Here is a 19,490-nt window from a genome sequence, read left to right as displayed (position 1 = left end):
CAAGAGGGGCGGCGCATGACGCCGCCCCCTTCTTCACCCTAGGGGAGTAGCGGCGTTGAGCTTTGCCGAGAGCATCACCGTTGAGGCGCTGGAAGCCGATCCGTATCCGATCTATGCTGAACTGAGGCGCAACGCGCCGGTCGCTTTCGTGCCGGCGGTCAACCTCTGGTTCGTCACCCGCTGGAAGGATGTCGAAACGGTCGCGAAGTCGCCCGACATCTTCTCCGCGGTTGTCGGGACATCCCCGGTCGAACGCTCCTTCGGCAAGCCGACCATCCTGACCACCGACGGAGACGTCCACAAGGATCTGCGCCAGGGCGTCGACCCGAAATACCGGCCGCGCACCGTCGCTTCCTATGCCGGGGATCTCGTGCGCTCGATCGCCGGACCCTATCTCGACCGGATCGCCGAGCAGGGTGCGGCGGAACTGATGGCCGAGTATTTCGAGCCGGTGTCGACGCTCAGCCTGGCGCGCTCGCTCGGGCTGGCCGACATCGACATGCCGACCTTGCGGCGCTGGTTCTATGGCCTTGCCCAGGGCGCCATCAATTTCGAGAACGATCCGAAGCGCCAGGAAATCGCCGATGCGATCAGCGCCGAGGTTGGCGCCGCCATCCTGCCGACGCTGGAGAGGCTTGTCCACGCGCCTGACGACTCCGCCCTGTCGCACATACTGCATGACGGCATGCCGCAGGGTGCGACCCGCGCCATCGACTTCGTGATGCCGAGCATCAAGGTCATCCTGCTCGGCGGCATGCAGGAGCCCGGCCATGGCGCCGGCTCCATACTTGCCGGCCTGCTTTCGCATCCCGAGCAGATGCGGCAGGTGCTGGACGATCTGGAAACCTTGGTGCCGAAGGCGGTCGACGAGGGTCTGCGATGGGTCGCGCCGATCGGCACGCAGACGCGCCAGACGACGCGCGCGGTCGAGCTCGGCGGCGTGACCATCCCGGCGGGCGCGCCAGTCGCCGCGCTCGTCTCCTCGGCCAGCCGCGACGAAATCCGGTTCTCCGATCCCGACCGTTTCGACATCCTTCGTGATGAAGGCAACCACGCTGCCTTCGGCTTTGGCCATCACTTCTGTTCGGGTCGGTTTTTTGCGCGCGAGCAGATGTGCCTCGCGGTAAGGCTTCTGCTGGAACGGTTTCCGGATCTGCGGCTGGTGCCAGGCAAGGAACCGGTGTTCCGGGGCTGGGAATTTCGCGCGCCAACCACCCTGCATGTCGCCTTCGGAGCCGGTACGCAATGATCAACCAGAACACCATCGACACGTTGCGCAAGGCCGAGGTCGGCGTGCGAAACCTCTTCATCGATGGTGCGCAGACCGCAGGTGCAAGTGGCGCCACGCTGCCCGTGATCTCGCCGATCGATGGCCGCCCGTTCGCCAGCATCGCCGACGCCAACGCCGTCGATGTCGATCGCGCCGTGGCGTCGGCGCGCAAGGCGTTTGAGAAGGGCTCGTGGTCGCGCGCCGCCCCCGCCTTCCGCAAGAAGATTCTGACGAAGTTAGCCGAGCTGGTCGAAAAGCATGTCGATGAACTGGCGGTGCTTGGCGTCCGCGACAACGGCACCGAGATCGGCATGGCCTACAAGGCCGAGCCGTTATCGGCCGCGGGCACCATCCGCTACTACGCGGAGGCTATCGACAAGGTCTATGGCGAGATCGCGCCGACGGCCGAGAATGTGCTCGGGCTGATCCACAAGGAGCCGCTCGGCGTTGTCGGCGTCATCGTACCCTGGAATTTCCCATTGATGATCGGCGCCTGGAAGATCGCGCCGGCGCTGGCTGCCGGCAATTCCATCGTCGTCAAGCCGCCCGAGGTCGCTTCGCTGACGCTTCTGCGGCTGGCTGAGCTCGCTGCCGAAGCCGGGCTTCACGCCGGTGTGTTTAACGTCGTTACCGGCCGTGGCGCGGTTGCCGGCGAGGCGCTCGGCCTGCACATGGATGTCGACGCCATAGCCTTCACCGGCTCGGGGCCGGTCGGCCGGCATCTGCTTGAGTATGCGGCGCGTTCCAATCTGAAGCGCGTCTTCCTCGAACTCGGCGGCAAGTCGCCCAACATCGTCTTTGCCGACGCCCCGGACCTGAAACAGGCCGCAATCGTCTCGGCCAACGGCATTTTTCGCAATTCCGGCCAGGTCTGCGTTGCCGGCTCGCGCCTGCTCGTCCAGGCGTCGGTCTACGACCGCTTCATGGACGAGCTCCTCGCAGCGACCACGCGGCTGAAGGTCGGCGATCCGCTCAATCTGACGAGCGACGTCGGTGCGGTATCAAGCGCCGAGCAGCTGGACAAGAATCTCGGCTTCGTCGAACGGGCGACAGCTGAAGGCGCCCGTCTGGTCACCGGCGGCGGACGGATCCTGGCCGAAACCGGCGGCAGCTACATGGCGCCGACGATCTTCGAGAACGTGACGCAAGAGATGCAACTCGCCCGCGAGGAGGTGTTTGGGCCGGTGCTCGGCGTGATGCGCTTCGAGACCGAGGAAGAGGCGGTGCGGCTTGCCAATTCGACGGTTTATGGCCTTGCCTCGGCGGTGTGGACCGCCAACCTCTCCACGGCGCATCGTATGGTGCGCAACATCAATGCCGGCGTCGTCCACGTCAACACCTATGGCGGCGCCGACATCACCGTGCCGCTCGGCGGCGTCAAGCAGTCCGGCTTCGGTCGCGACAAGTCGATGCATGCGCTGGACAAATACACCGATCTCAAAACGGCCTGGATTTCTCTCGGCTGACCGTTTCTCGCTAAGCGCTGCCGAGGATGAAATCGGCACAGCGGTCGGCGATCATGATCACCGGCGCGTTGGTGTTGCCACTGATGAGCCTGGGCATGACCGAGGCATCGCAGATCCGCAGGCGCGGCACGCCGCGGACGCGCAACCGCGGATCGACCACGGCACTGTCGTCATTGCCCATCCGGCAGGTTCCCGATGGGTGGTAGACCGTCTTGGCGTGTTCGAGGATGTGGCCGACGATCGCCTGGTCAGGAAGATCCGCGGCCGCGCCCGGCGAAAGCTCCTCCGCCACCATGGCCTGCAGCGCCGGCTGGCGCAGGATGGTGCGGGCGATCTTCATGCCGGCCAGCAGCAAGGCGAGATCGTCCGGATCGGACAGGAAGCCGGTGGTGAAGCGGATCGGATCGGCCGCATCGCGCGAGCGCAGCCTGACCGTGCCGCGCGACTTCGGCCTGAGCACACAAGGATTGATCTCCATGCCGTGCCGCTCGATCGAGCCGTGTTCGGCGCTCTCGATCATCACCGGCAGGACGTGGAACTGGATATCGGGACGGCCATCGCCATCGGCGTCGAAGAAGCCGCCGCTCTCGACCACATTCGAGGTGAGCAGGCCGGTGCGGAACATGAGGTACTGCAGGCCGTGGCGCAGCGCCCGCAGGCCACGGTCCTCACCAAGCAGCGAGATCGGCTGGCGCGTCAGCGCATAGACGGGAGCCGCGACGTGATCCTGCAGGTCGCGGCCGACCGCGGGCATGTCGCGGATGACGGGAATGCCCAGCGCGGTCAGATGTTCGGCTGGCCCCAGTCCCGACAGCATCATCAGCTTCGGCGTCGCCAGCGCGCCTGATGTGAGGATCACTTCGGCTTCCGCCGTCGCTGTATGGGTCTGTCCGTCCGATGTGGTGTAGGCGAGGCCGCTTGCCGCACCGTTTTCCAATGTCACGCCGGTGACAAGCGCATCGGTGATGACGGTGAGGTTGGCATTGCCTGCCAACGGCTTCAGGAACACCTTTGCCGCCGATTGTCTTTCGCCATTCGCGGTCGTCGTCTGGTAAAAGCCGACGCCTTCCTGCCTGTCCCCGTTGAAGTCGTCATTGAAGGGATAGCCGGCCTGTTGCGCGGCCCTGACATAGGCCAGAGACAGCGGATGGCGATGGCGGGGATCGGAGACGGGCAGCGGTCCGGTGGTGCCGTGGCGATTGCCGGCCAGCCGCTCGTTGCGCTCCAGCCGCCTGAACACCGGCAGCACCTCGTCCCAGCCCCAGCCGGGACAGCCAAGGTCGCGCCAGTCATCATAGTCCTGCGGCTGGCCCCTGACATAGAGCATGGCATTGATCGACGACCCGCCGCCCAGCGTGCGGCCCTGCGGCACCGGTAGCCGGCGGCCGCCGACGCTGGGTTCGGGATCGGATTCGTAGATCCAGCTGCGCGCCGTGCCGATCACCTTGGCGAAGGTGGCGGGCATGTCGATGAAGCGCGAATTGTCGGCCGGCCCGGCTTCGACGATCAACACGCGCTGGCCGGTATTGACCAAGCGGTTGGCCAGCGTGCAGCCGGCCGAGCCGGCGCCGGCGATGATGTAGTCGTACGCAGCGTTCATGGCGTCAGGCGTAGCGCATGATGACGGTCTTGGTCTCGAGATAGCCGTCGATCGCCGCGCGGCCGTGTTCGCGGCCGATGCCGGACTGCTTGAAGCCGCCGAAGGGTGCCGCAGGGTCCAGCGTGTTATGCGAATTGACCCACACCGTGCCGGCCTTGAGGCCGTGGACGGCGGTCATCGCCTTGCCCATGTCGCGGGTCCAGATCGAGGCCGACAGGCCATAGCGCGTGTCGTTGGCGATATGGATCGCCTCGTCGAGATCGGCGACCGGCATCGCCGCTACCACCGGACCGAACACCTCCTCACGCGCGATCTCCATGTCGGGCCTGATATTGTGCAGGATGGTCGGCGCGACATAATGGCCCCTGGCCGGTACCGACCGCGCGCCGCTGACGCGTTCGCCGCCGGCCGCCAGGCTGCGCTCGACAAAGCCCTCGACGCTCCTTCGATGCTTGGCCGAGACCAGTGGGTTGATCTGGGCTTCGGCATCGCGGCCGGCGCCCAGTGTCATGCCATCGGCGATCTCGGCCAGCCGCGTCAGCGTGCGGTCATAGATAGACTTTTCGATCAGCAGCCGCGAGGCCGAGGTGCAGACCTGGCCCTGGTTGAAAAACATGCCGAGCCCGGCGACCAGGGGCTCAATGCCCTCTTCCATGTCGGCAAGCAGGATCATCGGCGATTTCGACCCGAGCTCCAGCGTGAAGCGGGCGACATGGTCGACGGCCGCGTGGCCGACGCGTTTTCCCACTTCCGTCGAACCGGTGAAGGTCAATTTGTCGATGCCGGGATGACGGATCAGCGCCTCGCCGGTGACGCTGCCGCTGCCGGTCACGATGTTGATGACGCCGGGCGGGAAGCCTGACGCCTTGATCAGTTCTGCGAGCCTGAGCAGGCCGAGCGGCGTCTCCTGCGGCGGCTTCAACACCACGGTGCAGCCGCAGGCGAGCGCCGGCGCGATCTTCCACATGCCGATCAGCAACGGGAAATTCCACGGCACGATGGCGCCGACGACGCCGACCGGTTCCATTATGGTCATCGCTTGATGCCTGGCGCCAGGCGGCACCGGAATGGACACCTGGAAGGTCGAGCCCTCGATCTTGGTCGCCCACCCGGCATAATAGCGCAGCCAGTCGACGCTGCCGCCGGCGCTAAGCATGCGGGCGACACCTAGCGACTTGCCGTTCTCGATGCTTTCGATCTCGGCCAAGAGATCGGCATCGGCCTCGATGGCGTCGGCGAGCTTCAGCATCAGGTTCTGGCGGTCGACCGGCCGCATTGAGGCCCACGGGCCTTCAAGGGCTGCACGCGCAGCACGCACCGCCTGGTCGACCAGTTCGGGACCGCTCTCGGGCACATGCGCGACGATCTCGCCGGAGGCGGAATCATCGACAGCGAGGCCATTTCCCGCCAAGCCGTCAACAAAGCGTCCATTGATGAAGGGCCGGTGCGGACGCGCCAGGAAAGCGGCGGCAGCAGTGCTGATCGGCGGCACGGTTCTCTCGTTCACGCCATCCTCCTCGATTGCTGGTGAACACGTTGCATCAGGGTTATGGAGCGTGTCGGCTGGCTTCAAGCGGCTGATGGTGCCAGTGCACGCTCAGTCAAAACAAAGTTCCCGCTTGGACAAGACGCCCCGCAGTCGACTGGCCTAGACCAAAGTCGCATCGAGCAGCGTGTTTTGCGCAGGCTTCCCGGTTGTCAAAGAGGTGTCGACGATTGAGTGCGTTGCTGGGCAATCCGATGGTCACCACTGCTGCGCTGCCACTCGCGCTCGGCACGGTGATGGCGCTGTTGGCAAGGGTCGCACTGCCGGGATCAGTGCTTTCTCTGCTGTGGGCCGCTTTGATTTTGTTCTTCTATTGGGACACGCTCGGGCCGCCTGTGGTGCCGCCGGTCGCCGCCAGCCAGAAGTTGATCTATCTCGCCTCTGGCGGCATCGTCGTTGGCCTGTTGCCCGAACGCCTGTTGGGCGCTGCCGTTGCGGGCAAGCTTGTCGCCGCCGCGCTTGCGGTAGCCTTGCTGTGGCTTGGCTGGCGCCGCCTGGCCGGCGGTTCACTCGACCTGCAGATGGTCGCCGCCCTCATCGCCGGCCTGTTGGCGATCGTCGGCGCCGCGATGCTGCTGTCGGCGCGGTCCTCGCCATCGTCGTCCGCCGAAGCGCCGTTCCTGGTGCCGGCGGCGATGCTCGCTTTTTGCCTGGCCGGCGCCATCATCTCGGTGCTTGGCGCCTCGATCGTCACCGGGCAATTGCTGGGATCGCTTGCCGCGCTCGCCGGCGGCTGGTGTCTTGTCCAGTACATCACAGTGCTGCGCGGAGGCTCCGCCGTTGCCTGGAGCAAGGGCACTGAACTGCTGCTTATCTACGCCGCAGCCACCGTGCAGATCCAGGTCGCGCTGCTGGCGCCGAAGGCTAATCCGGTCGCGCTGGTGCTTTCATCCTTGCCGCTGATCGTGGCCATGCTGATGCCCGGTCCGCTGCGGGGCCTTGTTCCCGGCGTCCGGCCGTTGCGGCCGCCGATTGCCGGTCTGCTGATCGCCACACCGGCGATATTGGCCATCCTGACGGCGATCCTATGGGCGCCGCATGGAGCCGCCCTCGGCTTTTCCTGAGCCAAAGAACGACAACCAACAATGGGGAGAGTTACGTGACGATGAGAAAACTGACGGCCGCGTTGGCCTTTGCCTCGGTGTGCGCATTCGCATCGGCAGCACATGCCGACACTTACGAGATCGACGGCCAGCACGCCTGGATCACCTTCACCATAAAGCACGGCATCTACGGCATCGCGCATGGCCAGTTCGATGCGGTGAAGGGCGCCATCGTGATGGACAAGGCCGATCCATCGAAAAGCAGCGTCAAGGCCGAGATCGATGTCGGCTCGGTGCACACCGCCTATGACCAGCGCGACAGCGATTTGAAAGGCCCCGACTTCTTCAACGCCGCCGAATTCCCGGCGATCTCCTTCGAAAGCACCAAGGTAGAGAAGGTCAGCGACAAGACCGGCAAGGTCACCGGCAATCTCACCATCAGCGGTGTGTCCAAAGAGATCACCCTCGACGTGACGCTGATCAACGAGGCGCCGGCGCCGTGGGATGCGACGCTGACCAAGGCGGCGTTCAGCGCCACAGGCAAGGTCAGTACGGCCGACTTCCCGATGGCCAAGGCCGCGGCCGGCTTCGGCCTTGGATCGGATGTCGACATCGTCATGGATTTGGAAGCGGTGAAAAAGTAATCCGGCGAGCGAGTGCCGCGCGCAAGGTCGCGCGGCACTTCATCGGACAGGGCGCAAAGTGCGCACTCAGTCAAAACAAAGTTCTCGCTCGGACAAGACGCAGATTGGCCGGTGCCGCATTATTCCCAGCGAAGATCGGCACATAGCCGGCGCGCTTACCAATCGGGATGGAACAATGCGATTTTCGGGAAAGACGGCTTTCATTACCGGCGGCGGCACCGGGATCGGCGCGGCGGTGGCCAGGCGCATGGCGGCCGACGGCGCCAAGGTGGTCCTGATGGGCCGGCGGCGCGAGCCGCTGGAAGCTGTGACCAAGGATATTGGCGGTCTGGTGGTGCAGGGCGATGCCGCCGATCCGAAGGCGGTGCGTGCGGCGCTTGCCGAAGTGCATGAAAAAATCGGACCGGTCGACATCCTCGTCGCCAATGCCGGCGGCCATGGTGTCGGCCCGACGATTTCGATGAGCGACGAAACCTGGAGCCTGGCGACGCGCACCAATCTCGACACCGCTTTCGTCTGCGCCCGCGAATGCCTGCCGGACCTGATCGCGCGGAAGGGCAACATCGTCGTCGTTGCCTCGATCGCCGGCCTGTTTGCCGGCCCGGACGCCGCCGGCTACGTCACCATGAAGCATGCCTGCATCGGCTTCGGCAAATCGCTGGCGCGCGACTATGGCCGCAAGGGCGTGCGCACCAACATCATCTGCCCGGGTTGGGTCTCGACCGACATGGCCGACGAACAGATGGCGGTGATCGTCGAGAAGCACGGACTTGGCTCGATCGACGATGCCTACCGGCTGGTGACCAGGGACGTCCCGCTCGGCCGGCCGGCGACACCGGAAGAGGTTTCCAACGTCGTCTGCTTCGTCGCTTCGAGCGAGGCGGCCATGATGAACGGTTCGATCCTGACCGTCGATGGCGGCGCCACCGTCGTCGACCTGCCGACATTAGCTTTTGTCGATTGATTGGGAGAGTGCGATGAACGACCAGAACAGGCCGGCGGACTGGAAGCATTTCGACGATTTCGCCGCCGGCATCGCCACCAACCGGCTGGCGACGACATCAGCGTTGCGCGGCCAGACCTTCAAGATCACGCTCGACACGGGGCGCACAATCGACCTTGCCTTCACGTCGCCCGACACGGTGGCGTGGAGCGAGGGCAGCGAGGCCGGCGCGGACTGGTACGAGGCGCTCGAAGTCGCCGCCAACGTGTTCTTCATCAACATGACTTTCGCCGCCCGGCCGACCGAGGATGAGGCCTACATCGTCAACACCAGCACGCGCCGCGTGCTGTCGGTGCGCGAACGGGTGCGTGAAGCAGGCGAAGCGCCCGGCGAGCCGCGCGTCGCGCAGACCTGGTCGGCCGGCGTGCTCGGGGATCCCAGCAACGCGCCGACCGGTATCAAGCCGGCGCCGACCCGGGACCTGATCGGGCTCACCGCGCACTACACATACAGCCCCAACCACGTCTACGAGCACATCTATCTGAGCTCCGAGCGCTATGCCTGGCAGAACCTCGTCGGCATCCAGCGTGGCCATGGCGACGTCGACCTGGCGACCACCTGGAAGTTTGCCGACAACCAATATGTGTTCGGCTTCCGCGAGTTCATCATCCCGGTCGCCTCGCTGTTCTTCTACAATTGGGACGTCATGCGCTCGACCGGGAAATTCCTCGGCGTGACCAGCCTGGGCAAGGTCGAGAACAAGCCGGCCGGCGCTCACATCGAGAAGAAATCCAGAACCGTCTACGACGAAGGCAAGGCGCCGGTCTGACCGCGCGGGAGAACGCGATGAACAAGAACTACGAAGCGATCAAGGCCCATTACGCCGGTTCCGATGCCAAGGACCTATCTGCGATGATGGCGCCAATCACCAGCCGCACCGCCTGGACCGAAATGGCGGGCTTCCCCTATGCCGGCACCTATGTCGGCCCCGACGCCATCATAGCGGGGGTCTTCAAGCGCATCGGCGAGGAGTGGGACGGCTACACGCTGAAGCTCGAAAGACTGGTCGACGGCGGCGCCACCATCGTCGGCATCGGCACCTATTCGGGCACCTACAGGAAGACCGGCAAGCAAATGTCGGCGCGCGTCGTCCATGTCTGGGAGATGGACGACGGTAAAGCCGTGAGTTTCGAGCAGTTCACCGATACCAGGCTGGTCGCGGCAGCGACGGTCTGAGGCATGCGGGCGGGCGCCGATGCGTCCGGCCGATGAAACAACCTGGGAGGATGCAATGGGAAACAATCTGAAGGCAATGCTGGCGGGCCTGGTGCTGTCGACCGCACTTGCGGCCGGCGGCACAGGGGTCGCGAATGCCGCCGGCGACGAGATCGTCATCGGCGCTCCGATCTCCTTGACCGGGCCGCTGGCCGGCGACGGCAAGGAGCAGAAATGGGCCTATGAGCAAGCGGTGGCCGACATCAACAAGGCCGGCGGCATCATGCTCAAGTCGGCCGGCAAGAAGCTGCCGGTGCGCCTCGTCGTCGCCGACGACGAAAGCTCGGAAGGCAAGGTCGCCTCGGCGCTGGAAAACCTCATCAAGGTGCAGAAGGTCGACGCGCTGCTATCGACCCATTCCGGGCCGATGAACATCGCCGGTGCCATCGTCGCCGAGAAATACAAGAAGTTCTACATGATCACGACGGCGTTCCCGTTCGAGTGGCAGCCGTTGAAGCTCAAATACTCGGCCCTCTTCTTCTTCCACCCGGGGCCGGGCGCCGAGGTGCCATTCGAGATCTGGAACAAGCTGCCGGCCAATGAGAAGCCGAAGAACCCGGCACTTGTCACCGAGGATTCGCCCGACGGCAAGGGCTTTGGCGGCGCCTTCGAGGCGGCGGCCAAGAAATATGGCTACACTTTCGCGGTCGATGATCCCTGGGCGATCGGGGCCACCGACTATTCGGCGCTGATCACCAAGCTCAAGGCCGCCAATGTCGACGCCATGCTGGTGTTCGGCTCGCCGGCCGACACGGTGACGCTGCTGCGCCAGATGAAGGAGCTCGGCTTCTCCGTGCCTTATCTGCATGGCTGGAAAGGCACCTGGACGGGCGAGTTCCACGAAGCGCTCGGAGCGGATTCGGACTACATCATGACCGACGGTTTCTGGTCGTCGAGCTATCCCTATCGCGGCGCCAAGGAACTCGGCGATCGCTACGAGGCCGAATTCAACAAGGACTCCGTCACAGTCGGCGCCTTCTACGCTAATGCGCAGGTGCTGGCGCAGGCGATCGAAAAGGCGGGAACCACCGATGCCGCCGCGCTGCATGACGCGGTCTTCAACCAGGAATTCAAGGACACCGTCGTCGGCGATCTCAAATTCGACCAGACCGGCTTTGCGCTGATCCCCAGCGTTGCCACGCAATGGTGGCAAGGCAAGCACCAGCTGATCTTCCCGAATGGCAACTGGACCTACAAGCCGGCGCCGGCCTGGGACAAGCGCTGAGCGGCGAGGGCACGGGCTCCGACGTTGCCGCCTGCCCTTCTCCCCGTCCTACTCGGGGAGAAGGCCGGCAGGGCGATGAGGGCGGCGCTGACCTCGATAGATTGCGCGGATAGCTTCCCCTCGAGAAACGGAAACACACGATGCAGCCTGACGAAACCTTGCTTCGCCTCGAGGCGATCCAGAAGCGGTTCGGCGGGCTTGTCGTGCTCAACAACATCGACATCGCCGTCGGAGCCAATGAGCTGATCGGGCTGATCGGTCCCAACGGCGCCGGCAAGTCGACACTGTTCAACGTAATTACCGCGCTCTACACCCCAACCCAGGGCCGTATCCGCTTCCGTGGCGAGGACATCACCGGCACGGCCCCGCATCGCATCTGCCGGCTCGGCATTGCCCGCACCTTCCAGCTGGTGCGCACGTTCCTGACCATGACGGCCTTCGAGAACATCATGGTAGGTGCCGTCTATGGCTCGGGCGGCCGCGTCAAGCATGCGACGGCAGCCGCCGAGGAGGCACTTGAACTGGTCGGGTTGACCGCCAAGCGCGATGTCCGCACCGCGCATATGACGTTGTCCGACCGGCGGCTGCTGGAGATCGCGCGAGCCGTTGCCTCCAGCCCGGGGCTGCTGTTGCTGGACGAACCGATGGCGGGGCTGAACCCGACCGAGATCCAGCGCACGGTCGATGTCATTCGCCGCGTGCGCACAGACAAGGGGGTCTCGATCCTGTGGGTAGAGCACAAGGTCGATGCCATCATGAAGGTATGCAGCCGGGTGATCGTGCTGGACCATGGCGAGAAGATCGCCGACGGCACGCCGCGCGAGATCGTCGCCAACCGCAAAGTGATAGAGGCCTATCTTGGCGAACCGGCTGCTTGACGTCACCAATCTGGAAGTCGCCTATGGCGACGTCGGAGCGCTGTGGGGCGTGTCGATCCACGTCGACGCCGGCAGCATCGTCGCCATTGTCGGCGCCAACGGCGCGGGCAAGACGACGCTGCTGAAGACCATCTCCGGTCTGCTGAAGCCGAAGCGCGGCGAGATCTTCCTCTCCGGCGCGCCGCTGGCCGGCAAGGCGCCGGAGGAGATCGCGGCGATGGGCATCGCGCATGTACCGGAAGGGCGCGGCCTGTTCCGGCAGATGACCGTGCTGGAAAACCTCGAGCTCGGCGCCTTCCAACCCAAGGTGCGGAAGCGCTTCAAGCAGTCGCTGGAGAAAGCCTACACGCTGTTTCCGCGGCTAAAGGAGCGGGCAGGGCAGAAGGCCGGTTCGCTCTCCGGCGGCGAGCAGCAGATGCTGGCGATCGCGCGCGCCACCATGTCGGACCCGTCGCTGCTCATCCTCGATGAGCCGTCGCTGGGGCTCAGCCCGATCGTGGTGCAGCAGATGTTCGCGCTGATCGAGACCTTGCACAAGCAGGGCGTCACCATCCTCCTGGTCGAGCAGAACATCCATCAGGCACTGAAGGTCGCCGACTATGCCTTCGTGCTGAAAACCGGCGAGCTTGCCATGCAAGGCACTGGTGCCGAGCTCATCGCCGATCCCGAAATCCAGAAGGCCTATATGGGCGTCTTGGAGGTGCAATGATGCAGAACATTCCGCCTCCCGAAATCCTGCTGCAGCTGTCGCTCAACGGCGCGCTGGGCGGCGCCATGTACGGCGTTGCGGCGGTGGGCCTCAGCCTCATCTTCGGCACCATGCGGCTGATCTTTCTGGCGCAGGGCGCGATGATCATCCTGTCCGCCTATTTCGTACGGGCGCTGTTCTACGGCGTCGGCATCGACCCTTTCGCGTCGCTGCTGATCGTCGTGCCCGTCGGGCTCGTCGTCGGCTGGCTGGTCTACCAAGGCCTGTTTCGCCGCGCGGCGGCAGCGGAGGACCGCAACATCTCACTCTTGATCGCGGTCGGTCTGATGTTCCTGATCCAGAACCTGATGACGGTTATCTGGGGCGGCAACACCGCGGCCATCGTCACCTCCTACACGGCGAGCGGCATCGAGATTTTGGGCGTGCGCACCTCCTTCACCCGCTCGATGGGCTTCGTGATTGCGCTCGCCGGTACCGGCCTGGTGGTGCTATTCCTGCGCAAGACATTGGTTGGTAAGGCGGTGCGCGCGGCCTCCGAGGACATGGAGGCGGCGACGCTGATGGGCATCAGCCCGCACCGCGTCAACGCCGTCGCCTTCGCGATCGGCATCGGACTCGCCGGAGCGGCCGGCGTCGCGGTGGCGACGACTTTCCCGTTCAACCCGTTCGCCGGCTTCATCTTCAGCCTCAAGGCGCTGGTGGCGCTGGCGCTGGGCGGGATCGGCAATGTCGCGGGCGCACTTGCCGGCGGCATCATCCTCGGCCTGATCGAAGCCTATGTGCAGTATTTCATCTCGGGCGGCTGGACCAACGCTATCGCCTACGGCGTGTTCCTGGCGGTGCTGATGTTCAAGCCGGAAGGCCTGTTCAGCCGGCCCTACAAGAAGGCTTGAGCGTCATGATGATGAAAGCCTTGCCGGAACAATTCTGGATTGGGATCGCAATTGCCGTGGTCGCTGCCCTCGCGCTGGTGCCGCTCCTGCCCGGCGCGATCGATTCTTACGCCTTCTCGTTCCTGTTCTTCGTTTTCATCTACGCCACTATGGCGCAAGGCTGGAACCTCGTTGCCGGCTTCGGCGGCCAGATCAGCCTCGGCAACCATGCCTTCTTCGGGCTCGGCGCCTACACCACCGCCATTCTGTGGAGCGGCAATTATCTCTGGGGCACGTTCTATGACGCCTATCCGCGGATCTACTATTTCGACCCGGTGACGATGATGCTGGGCGGGCTGGTCGCGGCCGTCGCCGCCATCATCATCGGCCTGCCGCTGCTGTCAAAGCTGCGCGGCGACTATTTCGCGCTCGGCACGCTCGGCTTCGGCGAGATCATCAAGGTGATGTTCATCAATGGCGGTGATTTCACCGGCGGCGCCTTCGGCGTCGTGGCGCCCGCCGGCACCTTCGATACGCTCTTGCCGCACTATCTGGTCGGGCTCGGCCTGATGGTGGGCACGGCGCTTGCCATCCGCTTGCTGATGCGCTCGCGCTACGGCCTGGCGCTGATCGCCGTGCGCGACGACGAGATGGCGGCTTCGGCCAACGGCATCGATACGCTGAGGATCAAGGTCGCCGCCTTTGCTGGCAGCGCCTTCATCGCCGGCGTCGCCGGCAGCCTCTATACCTACTACATCTTCCATGTCGGCCCGGACTCCGTCTTCGACCTCGACTGGATGCTTTTGCCGCTGATGATGACGGTGGTCGGCGGCACCGGCACCCTGCTCGGCCCGATCCTCGGCGCCTTCGTCATGTACGCGGTGTTCGACCTGGCGCGCATCGTGGTGCCGGATTACCACCCGGTGATTTCGGGGCTGACCATCATCTTGGCGATGCTGTTCTTGCCGAAGGGGCTGATGCGGAGTTTTGCGGGCAGGGCGCGGACGGCTTGAGGTCTGGGTACAGCCCTGTTGAAGCGTCAGCGCTGCAAGTCGGGAGTGAGAGCCCTCGAAAAATTATGGAAGGTGAGGATACAATGTGCCTCATACGGGCGCAAAACAATTTGCTGTATCCGATAAAGGTACGGCTAACAGCACCTTCCTAATGCACCACCATACGCACTCGCTCCCGCAAATCTCTCGGCGCCACGTCATACTTGCTTCTGAACGCCCGCGAAAAATGTGCGCTCGAATTGAACCCGCAGGCAAACGCGATTTCCGAGATGGAGGCTGAGGCGCGGGCGGGCGACAGCAGCTCCTGCTTGCTGCGCTCCAGCCGCCTATCCCACACGAACCGCTCCAGTGTGGTGCCTTCGCCTTCGAAGGCGCGGTGCAGATAGCGGCGGGAGCAGCCCATGTGGCGGGCTATGTCCTCGGCCGACAGGTTTGAGCGCGCCAGGTTGGCGTCGATATAGGCGACGATGCGTTCGCGCAGCGCTTCCAGCGGCGAGCGGCGGAAGTCCGGCGCCGTCGGCTTTGCCTGGATCAGTCCGTTGACGAGTTGTATCAAGCTTTCTCCGACACGGCGGCAGCCGGCCTCGTCGAGCTTGTGAGCGGTGCCGATCGCCATCTGCATCAGACCGGAAACGATATGGGTGAGGCTGTCGTCGTTGCCGGGCAACGGCACCGGCGCCGAGAGCCGCGCCAGCGTCCCGTCGCCGAAGGTCGAGCGCGGCACCTGCAGGATGAGCTGGTCAACATCCGACAGGTTTTGCAGCGAATAGCTGCGCATTGGATCATAGATGATCGCAGCGCGTGGGCCGAGATCGACCGCGACCTCCTGCTGCTCGAAGCGGCTGTGACCGCTGAGCTGCATCAGGATCTTGATCGCGTCGGGATCGAAGCTGCGCCAGAAGGTACGGTCGCTGACGACCAGATGCGACTTGGCCTTGATCTCGGAAAGCCGGCAGGAGCCGAGATGCACGGAAACGAGCTTCGGCAGCGACGGCGCCTCGCCGCGTGAGAAACGCTGGGTGATCGGGCCGAACAGCATCCGCGACGCAGATAGGAAAGCCTCGCCGTCGGCGACGCTCACGTGGTGGGCGATCATAGTCTCCTCCACATTCTCGTTGTTCCCGTCTTGTCGCGGGATTGTGACGCAGCGGCAGCGCCACGTCATCCTTAACATGATAAGCATCTTTGCCGCAACGGCGGAGGTGCTTCACGCCGCGCCGGACGAAGTCGGCCGGCATCCTGGTGTCCGCGTTACTGAAGGGCCCCATGCCGCTGCCGTGCGGAAAGGCCCGATCTTGCGGTCGAGCCGTTTCAAAGGCCGGTACCCGGTCGCCGTCGGCGAGATAGCCGTGCACGTCGGCGCGATAGCCGGTCCGCTCGGTGGCCAAGCACTGGAAGACACATTCATCAGGGCGTCCATGCCGGCACAGGGAAGGCGTTCCGCCTCGGTCTATTCGACTTCGGACGCGCGAGCACGGCGAGCAGATCGCCGCCGTTCTCCTCGGAGGACCTTCATAGGTCCTCCGGATCAGATCGAATTGGCGCTCATCTCAGCCCCACTTCATCTCGCCCTTCGCGACCTTCGAGCCGATGTCGAGGGCGACGCCCATGCCGAGGCCTGGGAAGCGGGCCTCCATCGCGCTCTTCAGCGCCGCGGCGTCCGCGGCCTTGGCGAGTTCCTGCTCGAAGGCCAGAAGATAGGTCTTGGTGTATTCGACAGCGGAGATGTCGACCGGCGACTCAGGCGTCATGTGCCCCGGCACGACGACGGTCGGCTTGCGCGCTGCGATCTTGTCGAGATTGGCAATCCAGGCCGCGCGTGATTCCCTGGTCGGGGTGTCGGCGGTCCAAACATGAACGCCGGCGAAGACCAGGACGCCGCCAAACACCGCGTTCAGCGAGGGCGCCCAGAGATAGCGGCGATTAGCGAGGCCCTCGGCGGCGACGAACTCCACCGTCTCACCATCCACAGTCAGTGACGGACCGTCAAACGCATCGGGCAGGACGATGTCGGCCAGCGTCTGCGGACCGTTCTCCTTCAGTTGGGGTCCCCATACATCGAGCTTCTTCTTGACCGACGCCTTGATCGCGGCAACCGTGTCCGAGGCGGCGACGACCTTGGCCTCGGGGAATGCCTCACGCACCGGCTTCAGGCCGAAATAGTAGTCCGGGTCCGACTGGCTGACATAGATCGTGGTCAGTTTCTTGCCGCTGGCCTTGATCTCTCCGGCCAGCGCGCGGCCGTCCGGATAGGTGAAGCCGCCGTCGATCAGCAGCGCCTCGGTGGCACCGGAAAGCAGGACGGGGGCGCGGAAAAAACCGTTTGGGCCGGCCGGGAAATGCTTCCAGGCAAGTCCGGTTCCAGCCGCACGGCCGATATCGTCAGGGGCGAAGACGGCAGCGGCGCTGATGGCAAATGTGGTTTTCATGACTTGTCTCCTCGTAAGCATGTGGGTGTCCTCTCGGATTGGATGGCGCTGAAGAAATCGGGCTGCGCGCGATATTGAGATCGAGTCGGCCGGGTCCAGCCGCCGGATAAATTCAGGAAGCTCAGATAGGGCCGAGTGATCGTGGTGTGGACGATACCGTTCTCGCAGTCCCCGACATGGACCCACGGTCGTACCGGCAACCTCGGTCCAGACCATGAACATCCCTGGCCGAACTTCCAGCGCCCGGTCGCGGACGGCCTTTACCTTGGCGAATTTGACCGCCTCCGCGGGGGCAAGCGCATGAAGGCACCTCGGTATCGAACTGCAGATGGAAGGCGAGGTCGCCGAAGCGAGCCTCGTAGACGTGGCCCATTGCGGGAAAAGCCTCGATCGTCACTCTGCTTTTCCTCCTGCGCGGACCCGGTTGCCCGACGCACAGAAGGATGGACCGTTTCGATTGGACGATAAATATCGATGAATTGGATTCAATGTGAGGTATAAGCGCACAATCGGAGCAGGCGAGCATGGAAGCAATCAACCTCAACAGACTGGCGTACTTCGCGGCCGTGGTGGACATGGGCTCGTTCACTCGCGCGGCCGATCGGCTAGGCGTCAACAAGACAGTCGTCAGTCAACAGGTTGCGCGGCTTGAAGCGGAATTGAAGACAAGCCTGCTGCTGCGCACGACGCGCAGGGTCGAGCCGACCGAGGCAGGCCGGCAGCTTCACGCGCGATGCGTGATGATCCTGAGCGAGGCAGAAGAGGCCTTCGCCGAACTTGCCCAGACCAATGCTCAGCCGTTGGGCGTACTGCGGATCACCGCGTCCAACGATTACGGCGCGATCACCGTCGCGCCACTGGCAGCCGAGTTCTGTCGAATCTATCCGGCATGCCGGGTCGATCTCATCCTCTCGGACGCCAGGATGGATCTGGTCGCCAACCAGATCGACCTTTCGATTCGCGTAGGTTGGCTTACCGACTCCAGCCTGCAGGCGCGCCGGATCAGCTCATTCCGGCAATTTCTGGTCGCCGCGCCCGACATAGCCGGAGACTTGTCCCCGAGCGAGCCCGAGGAACTGTCCGGCCTCCCCTTTGTCGCGAATGTCGCGCTGAAGGAGCCGCTGGTGTGGCGGTTTACCCGGGGGGATCATGAACTGCGGACAGTCCGCATGAAGCCCGGCATGACGATCAACAGCACCCCGGCCGTGCTGGAGGCAACCCTAGCGGGCGCCGGTATGTCGATCCTTCCCGATTTTCTTGTCGGCGATCATATGGCGGCTGGCCGGCTGGTGCCGATTCTGCCTGCCTGGACGCTGCCTACCGGCGGCATCCACGCCGTGTATCCGGCCGGCCGATTCCGCCCGCCCAAGGTTGCACGGTTCGTCGAGATGCTTTCTCAGAACGGCAGGCAGCGGCCTCGAAACCTCTTCCGCAACGGCTGATGTCTGCTCGCGGGCGTCGTCTCGCCACCGTGTACAGCGAAGTCGCCCCGAGTTCCTCTTTCGAGAAAGTCCGTCCAACGCCCTGAGCGTGTTCCGACCAGCCGGTCGAACCGATCGGAAACTGATCTTTGGGCAGCAGAAATCTGACCGCCGGCTATATGAGCCGCTCGCGGCATTGCGCGAGCGTCTTCGCTCTGCGGATATCCGGGCGGAGGGCAGCCGCTCGTTCCGCCCGATTTTGCGAGATTATGGCGCAAGGGCATGCCCGATGCATCCGTCGCGGAGATGCAAGGCTAAGGTTCGCCGGTGAGACGCGCCGTGATCAACCGTGCTGCCTTGATTGCTGCCCTGCCCTGTGTGGCTGCGGTCGCGTCGTCGACGCGTGAGACGGGCGAAGCCACCGCCAAGGTGCCGATCGGCTGGCCGTCAGCGCCGAGGATCGCCGCGGCGATGCTGTGCACGCCTTCCTCATAGCCCTGTGCGCTGCGAGAGTAACCGCGCGTGGCGGCAAGCCGTATCGCCTCCACAACCTTGTCCGGCCGCGTCACCGTATGCCGGGTGAACACCTGCAGCGGCTTTTTGAAATAGGCGCCGACCACATCCGGGCTTGAAGCGGCCAGGAAGGCGACGCCGGACGCTGTGCCGTGCAGCGGCAGCACCTGGCCAACATCGACATTGACGCGGTTGGCCTTGGTGGAAAGCTCAACATGGACGGTCAGCAGCGCCCCGGCGCTGAATTCCGACAGATGCACGGTCTCGCCGGTTTCGAGCGAAAGCTCTCGCGCCACAGGCGCCGCGACGCGGACGAAGGGGAAATGTGCGTCGCGAATGCGGGCCAGCCGCGACAGGCCGGCGCCCAGCCGGTAGCGGCGACCCTTCGGCTCCTGCTCGATCAGCCGGTGGTTGGAAAGCGCTAGCAGCAGGCGCCTTGCGGCGGCTTTGTCGAGACCGGCCTTGCGGGCGAGGTCGGAGAGGCCGATCTCCGGTTCACCCACCGTGAACAGCTCCAGCAGCGAAACCGCCTTGCCGACTGTGCTCATTATCGATTCTCCGAGATACTTCGCGTGTGAATTAACTTGACAGCAGCCGACCCGCCTTGCAGTCTATAACATACAAAATGCTGGTTCAAATAGTG

18 protein-coding genes are annotated in these 19,490 nt (G+C 64.3%); 13 read left to right on the top strand and 5 right to left on the bottom strand.

Going from position 1 to position 19,490, the window contains the following annotated elements; translation table 11 throughout:
• The first annotated feature begins 55 nt into the window (after positions 1–55).
• A complete protein-coding gene (locus NKH60_RS04880; protein WP_352469647.1) occupies positions 56–1,249 on the top strand; it encodes a cytochrome P450 in 1,194 nt (397 codons plus the stop codon).
• The gene (locus tag NKH60_RS04875; protein ID WP_352836767.1) at positions 1,246–2,736 is read left to right on the top strand and encodes an aldehyde dehydrogenase; all 1,491 of its coding nucleotides are present in this window, start codon (positions 1,246–1,248) and stop codon (positions 2,734–2,736) included. The genes NKH60_RS04880 and NKH60_RS04875 overlap by 4 nt, the downstream gene beginning before the upstream one ends.
• Positions 2,737–2,746: 10 nt before the next feature.
• Here the strand turns inward: NKH60_RS04875 and NKH60_RS04870 are convergent, their stop codons facing one another.
• Together NKH60_RS04870 and NKH60_RS04865 are read right to left on the bottom strand one after the other, a co-directional pair.
• Positions 2,747–4,336, bottom strand: coding sequence for a GMC family oxidoreductase (locus tag NKH60_RS04870; protein ID WP_352849942.1), 1,590 nt, complete (start codon positions 4,334–4,336; stop codon positions 2,747–2,749).
• 4 nt (positions 4,337–4,340) lie between these two features.
• Complete coding sequence (locus NKH60_RS04865) at positions 4,341–5,843, bottom strand: aldehyde dehydrogenase family protein (protein ID WP_352814195.1); 1,503 nt, start codon at positions 5,841–5,843, stop codon at positions 4,341–4,343.
• Positions 5,844–6,052: 209 nt separating this feature from the next.
• Here NKH60_RS04865 and NKH60_RS04860 point away from each other — a divergent pair, with 209 nt between their 5' ends.
• From NKH60_RS04860 to NKH60_RS04815, 10 genes are all read left to right on the top strand, one after another.
• Positions 6,053–6,946, top strand: a complete 894-nt coding sequence (locus NKH60_RS04860; RefSeq protein WP_352767504.1) for a hypothetical protein — start codon at positions 6,053–6,055, stop codon at positions 6,944–6,946.
• 41 nt (positions 6,947–6,987) lie between these two features.
• Positions 6,988–7,569: a YceI family protein gene (locus NKH60_RS04855; RefSeq protein WP_352835037.1), complete on the top strand. Its 582-nt coding sequence runs from the start codon at positions 6,988–6,990 to the stop codon at positions 7,567–7,569.
• A 175-nt stretch (positions 7,570–7,744) separates the two neighbouring features.
• Positions 7,745–8,533: an SDR family NAD(P)-dependent oxidoreductase gene (locus NKH60_RS04850; protein WP_352469653.1), complete on the top strand. Its 789-nt coding sequence runs from the start codon at positions 7,745–7,747 to the stop codon at positions 8,531–8,533.
• A gap of 13 nt (positions 8,534–8,546) precedes the next feature.
• Positions 8,547–9,341 (top strand): MoaF C-terminal domain-containing protein, encoded by a 795-nt coding sequence (locus NKH60_RS04845; protein ID WP_352469654.1) that lies wholly within the window; start codon positions 8,547–8,549, stop codon positions 9,339–9,341.
• 17 nt (positions 9,342–9,358) lie between these two features.
• Positions 9,359–9,748: a nuclear transport factor 2 family protein gene (locus NKH60_RS04840; protein ID WP_352469655.1), complete on the top strand. Its 390-nt coding sequence runs from the start codon at positions 9,359–9,361 to the stop codon at positions 9,746–9,748.
• A 55-nt stretch (positions 9,749–9,803) separates the two neighbouring features.
• Positions 9,804–11,012, top strand: coding sequence for an amino acid ABC transporter substrate-binding protein (locus NKH60_RS04835; RefSeq protein ID WP_352834965.1), 1,209 nt, complete (start codon positions 9,804–9,806; stop codon positions 11,010–11,012).
• A gap of 140 nt (positions 11,013–11,152) precedes the next feature.
• Complete coding sequence (locus NKH60_RS04830) at positions 11,153–11,890, top strand: ABC transporter ATP-binding protein (RefSeq protein WP_027027454.1); 738 nt, start codon at positions 11,153–11,155, stop codon at positions 11,888–11,890.
• Positions 11,871–12,599: an ABC transporter ATP-binding protein gene (locus NKH60_RS04825; RefSeq protein ID WP_502893727.1), complete on the top strand. Its 729-nt coding sequence runs from the start codon at positions 11,871–11,873 to the stop codon at positions 12,597–12,599. Before NKH60_RS04830 ends, NKH60_RS04825 begins: the two co-directional genes overlap by 20 nt.
• Positions 12,596–13,492, top strand: coding sequence for a branched-chain amino acid ABC transporter permease (locus NKH60_RS04820; protein WP_352469658.1), 897 nt, complete (start codon positions 12,596–12,598; stop codon positions 13,490–13,492). The genes NKH60_RS04825 and NKH60_RS04820 overlap by 4 nt, the downstream gene beginning before the upstream one ends.
• Before the next feature lie 5 nt (positions 13,493–13,497).
• Entirely contained in the window at positions 13,498–14,484 is a 987-nt protein-coding gene (locus NKH60_RS04815) for a branched-chain amino acid ABC transporter permease (RefSeq protein WP_352834968.1), read from the top strand.
• Between the two features lie 148 nt (positions 14,485–14,632).
• On the opposite strand, the gene NKH60_RS04810 is transcribed toward NKH60_RS04815, so the two are convergent.
• Both NKH60_RS04810 and NKH60_RS04805 read right to left on the bottom strand, forming a co-directional pair.
• Positions 14,633–15,580 (bottom strand): helix-turn-helix domain-containing protein, encoded by a 948-nt coding sequence (locus NKH60_RS04810; RefSeq protein WP_352539270.1) that lies wholly within the window; start codon positions 15,578–15,580, stop codon positions 14,633–14,635.
• A gap of 454 nt (positions 15,581–16,034) precedes the next feature.
• A complete protein-coding gene (locus NKH60_RS04805) occupies positions 16,035–16,934 on the bottom strand; it encodes an MBL fold metallo-hydrolase (RefSeq protein WP_352834971.1) in 900 nt (299 codons plus the stop codon).
• A 503-nt stretch (positions 16,935–17,437) separates the two neighbouring features.
• Here NKH60_RS04805 and NKH60_RS04800 point away from each other — a divergent pair.
• A complete protein-coding gene (locus NKH60_RS04800) occupies positions 17,438–18,355 on the top strand; it encodes a LysR family transcriptional regulator (protein WP_352469662.1) in 918 nt (305 codons plus the stop codon).
• Between the two features lie 293 nt (positions 18,356–18,648).
• Here NKH60_RS04800 and NKH60_RS04795 read toward each other — a convergent pair whose 3' ends face one another.
• Positions 18,649–19,395: an IclR family transcriptional regulator gene (locus tag NKH60_RS04795; protein ID WP_352871357.1), complete on the bottom strand. Its 747-nt coding sequence runs from the start codon at positions 19,393–19,395 to the stop codon at positions 18,649–18,651.
• Between the last annotated feature and the right edge of the window lie 95 nt (positions 19,396–19,490).

Origin of the sequence: Mesorhizobium sp. M1006 (genome assembly GCF_040318825.1) — a bacterium.
Lineage (GTDB): Bacteria > Pseudomonadota > Alphaproteobacteria > Rhizobiales > Rhizobiaceae > Mesorhizobium.
The sequence above is the reverse complement of the archived record's forward strand: the minus strand, read 5'-3'. Positions and strand labels throughout refer to the sequence as shown.

Bases quoted from the DNA above. Each gene is read 5' to 3' on its own strand.
- NKH60_RS04875 (WP_352836767.1), top strand. From the start codon at position 1,246: ATGATCAACCAGAACACCATCGACACGTTGCGCAAGGCCGAGGTCGGC.
- NKH60_RS04870 (WP_352849942.1), bottom strand. From the start codon at position 4,336: ATGAACGCTGCGTACGACTACATCATCGCCGGCGCCGGCTCGGCCGGC.
- NKH60_RS04855 (WP_352835037.1), top strand. From the start codon at position 6,988: ATGAGAAAACTGACGGCCGCGTTGGCCTTTGCCTCGGTGTGCGCATTC.
- NKH60_RS04850 (WP_352469653.1), top strand. From the start codon at position 7,745: ATGCGATTTTCGGGAAAGACGGCTTTCATTACCGGCGGCGGCACCGGG.
- NKH60_RS04845 (WP_352469654.1), top strand. From the start codon at position 8,547: ATGAACGACCAGAACAGGCCGGCGGACTGGAAGCATTTCGACGATTTC.
- NKH60_RS04840 (WP_352469655.1), top strand. From the start codon at position 9,359: ATGAACAAGAACTACGAAGCGATCAAGGCCCATTACGCCGGTTCCGAT.
- NKH60_RS04835 (WP_352834965.1), top strand. From the start codon at position 9,804: ATGGGAAACAATCTGAAGGCAATGCTGGCGGGCCTGGTGCTGTCGACC.
- NKH60_RS04830 (WP_027027454.1), top strand. From the start codon at position 11,153: ATGCAGCCTGACGAAACCTTGCTTCGCCTCGAGGCGATCCAGAAGCGG.
- NKH60_RS04820 (WP_352469658.1), top strand. From the start codon at position 12,596: ATGATGCAGAACATTCCGCCTCCCGAAATCCTGCTGCAGCTGTCGCTC.
- NKH60_RS04815 (WP_352834968.1), top strand. From the start codon at position 13,498: ATGATGATGAAAGCCTTGCCGGAACAATTCTGGATTGGGATCGCAATT.
- NKH60_RS04810 (WP_352539270.1), bottom strand. From the start codon at position 15,580: ATGATCGCCCACCACGTGAGCGTCGCCGACGGCGAGGCTTTCCTATCT.
- NKH60_RS04805 (WP_352834971.1), bottom strand. From the start codon at position 16,934: ATGCTTACGAGGAGACAAGTCATGAAAACCACATTTGCCATCAGCGCC.
- NKH60_RS04800 (WP_352469662.1), top strand. From the start codon at position 17,438: ATGGAAGCAATCAACCTCAACAGACTGGCGTACTTCGCGGCCGTGGTG.
- NKH60_RS04795 (WP_352871357.1), bottom strand. From the start codon at position 19,395: ATGAGCACAGTCGGCAAGGCGGTTTCGCTGCTGGAGCTGTTCACGGTG.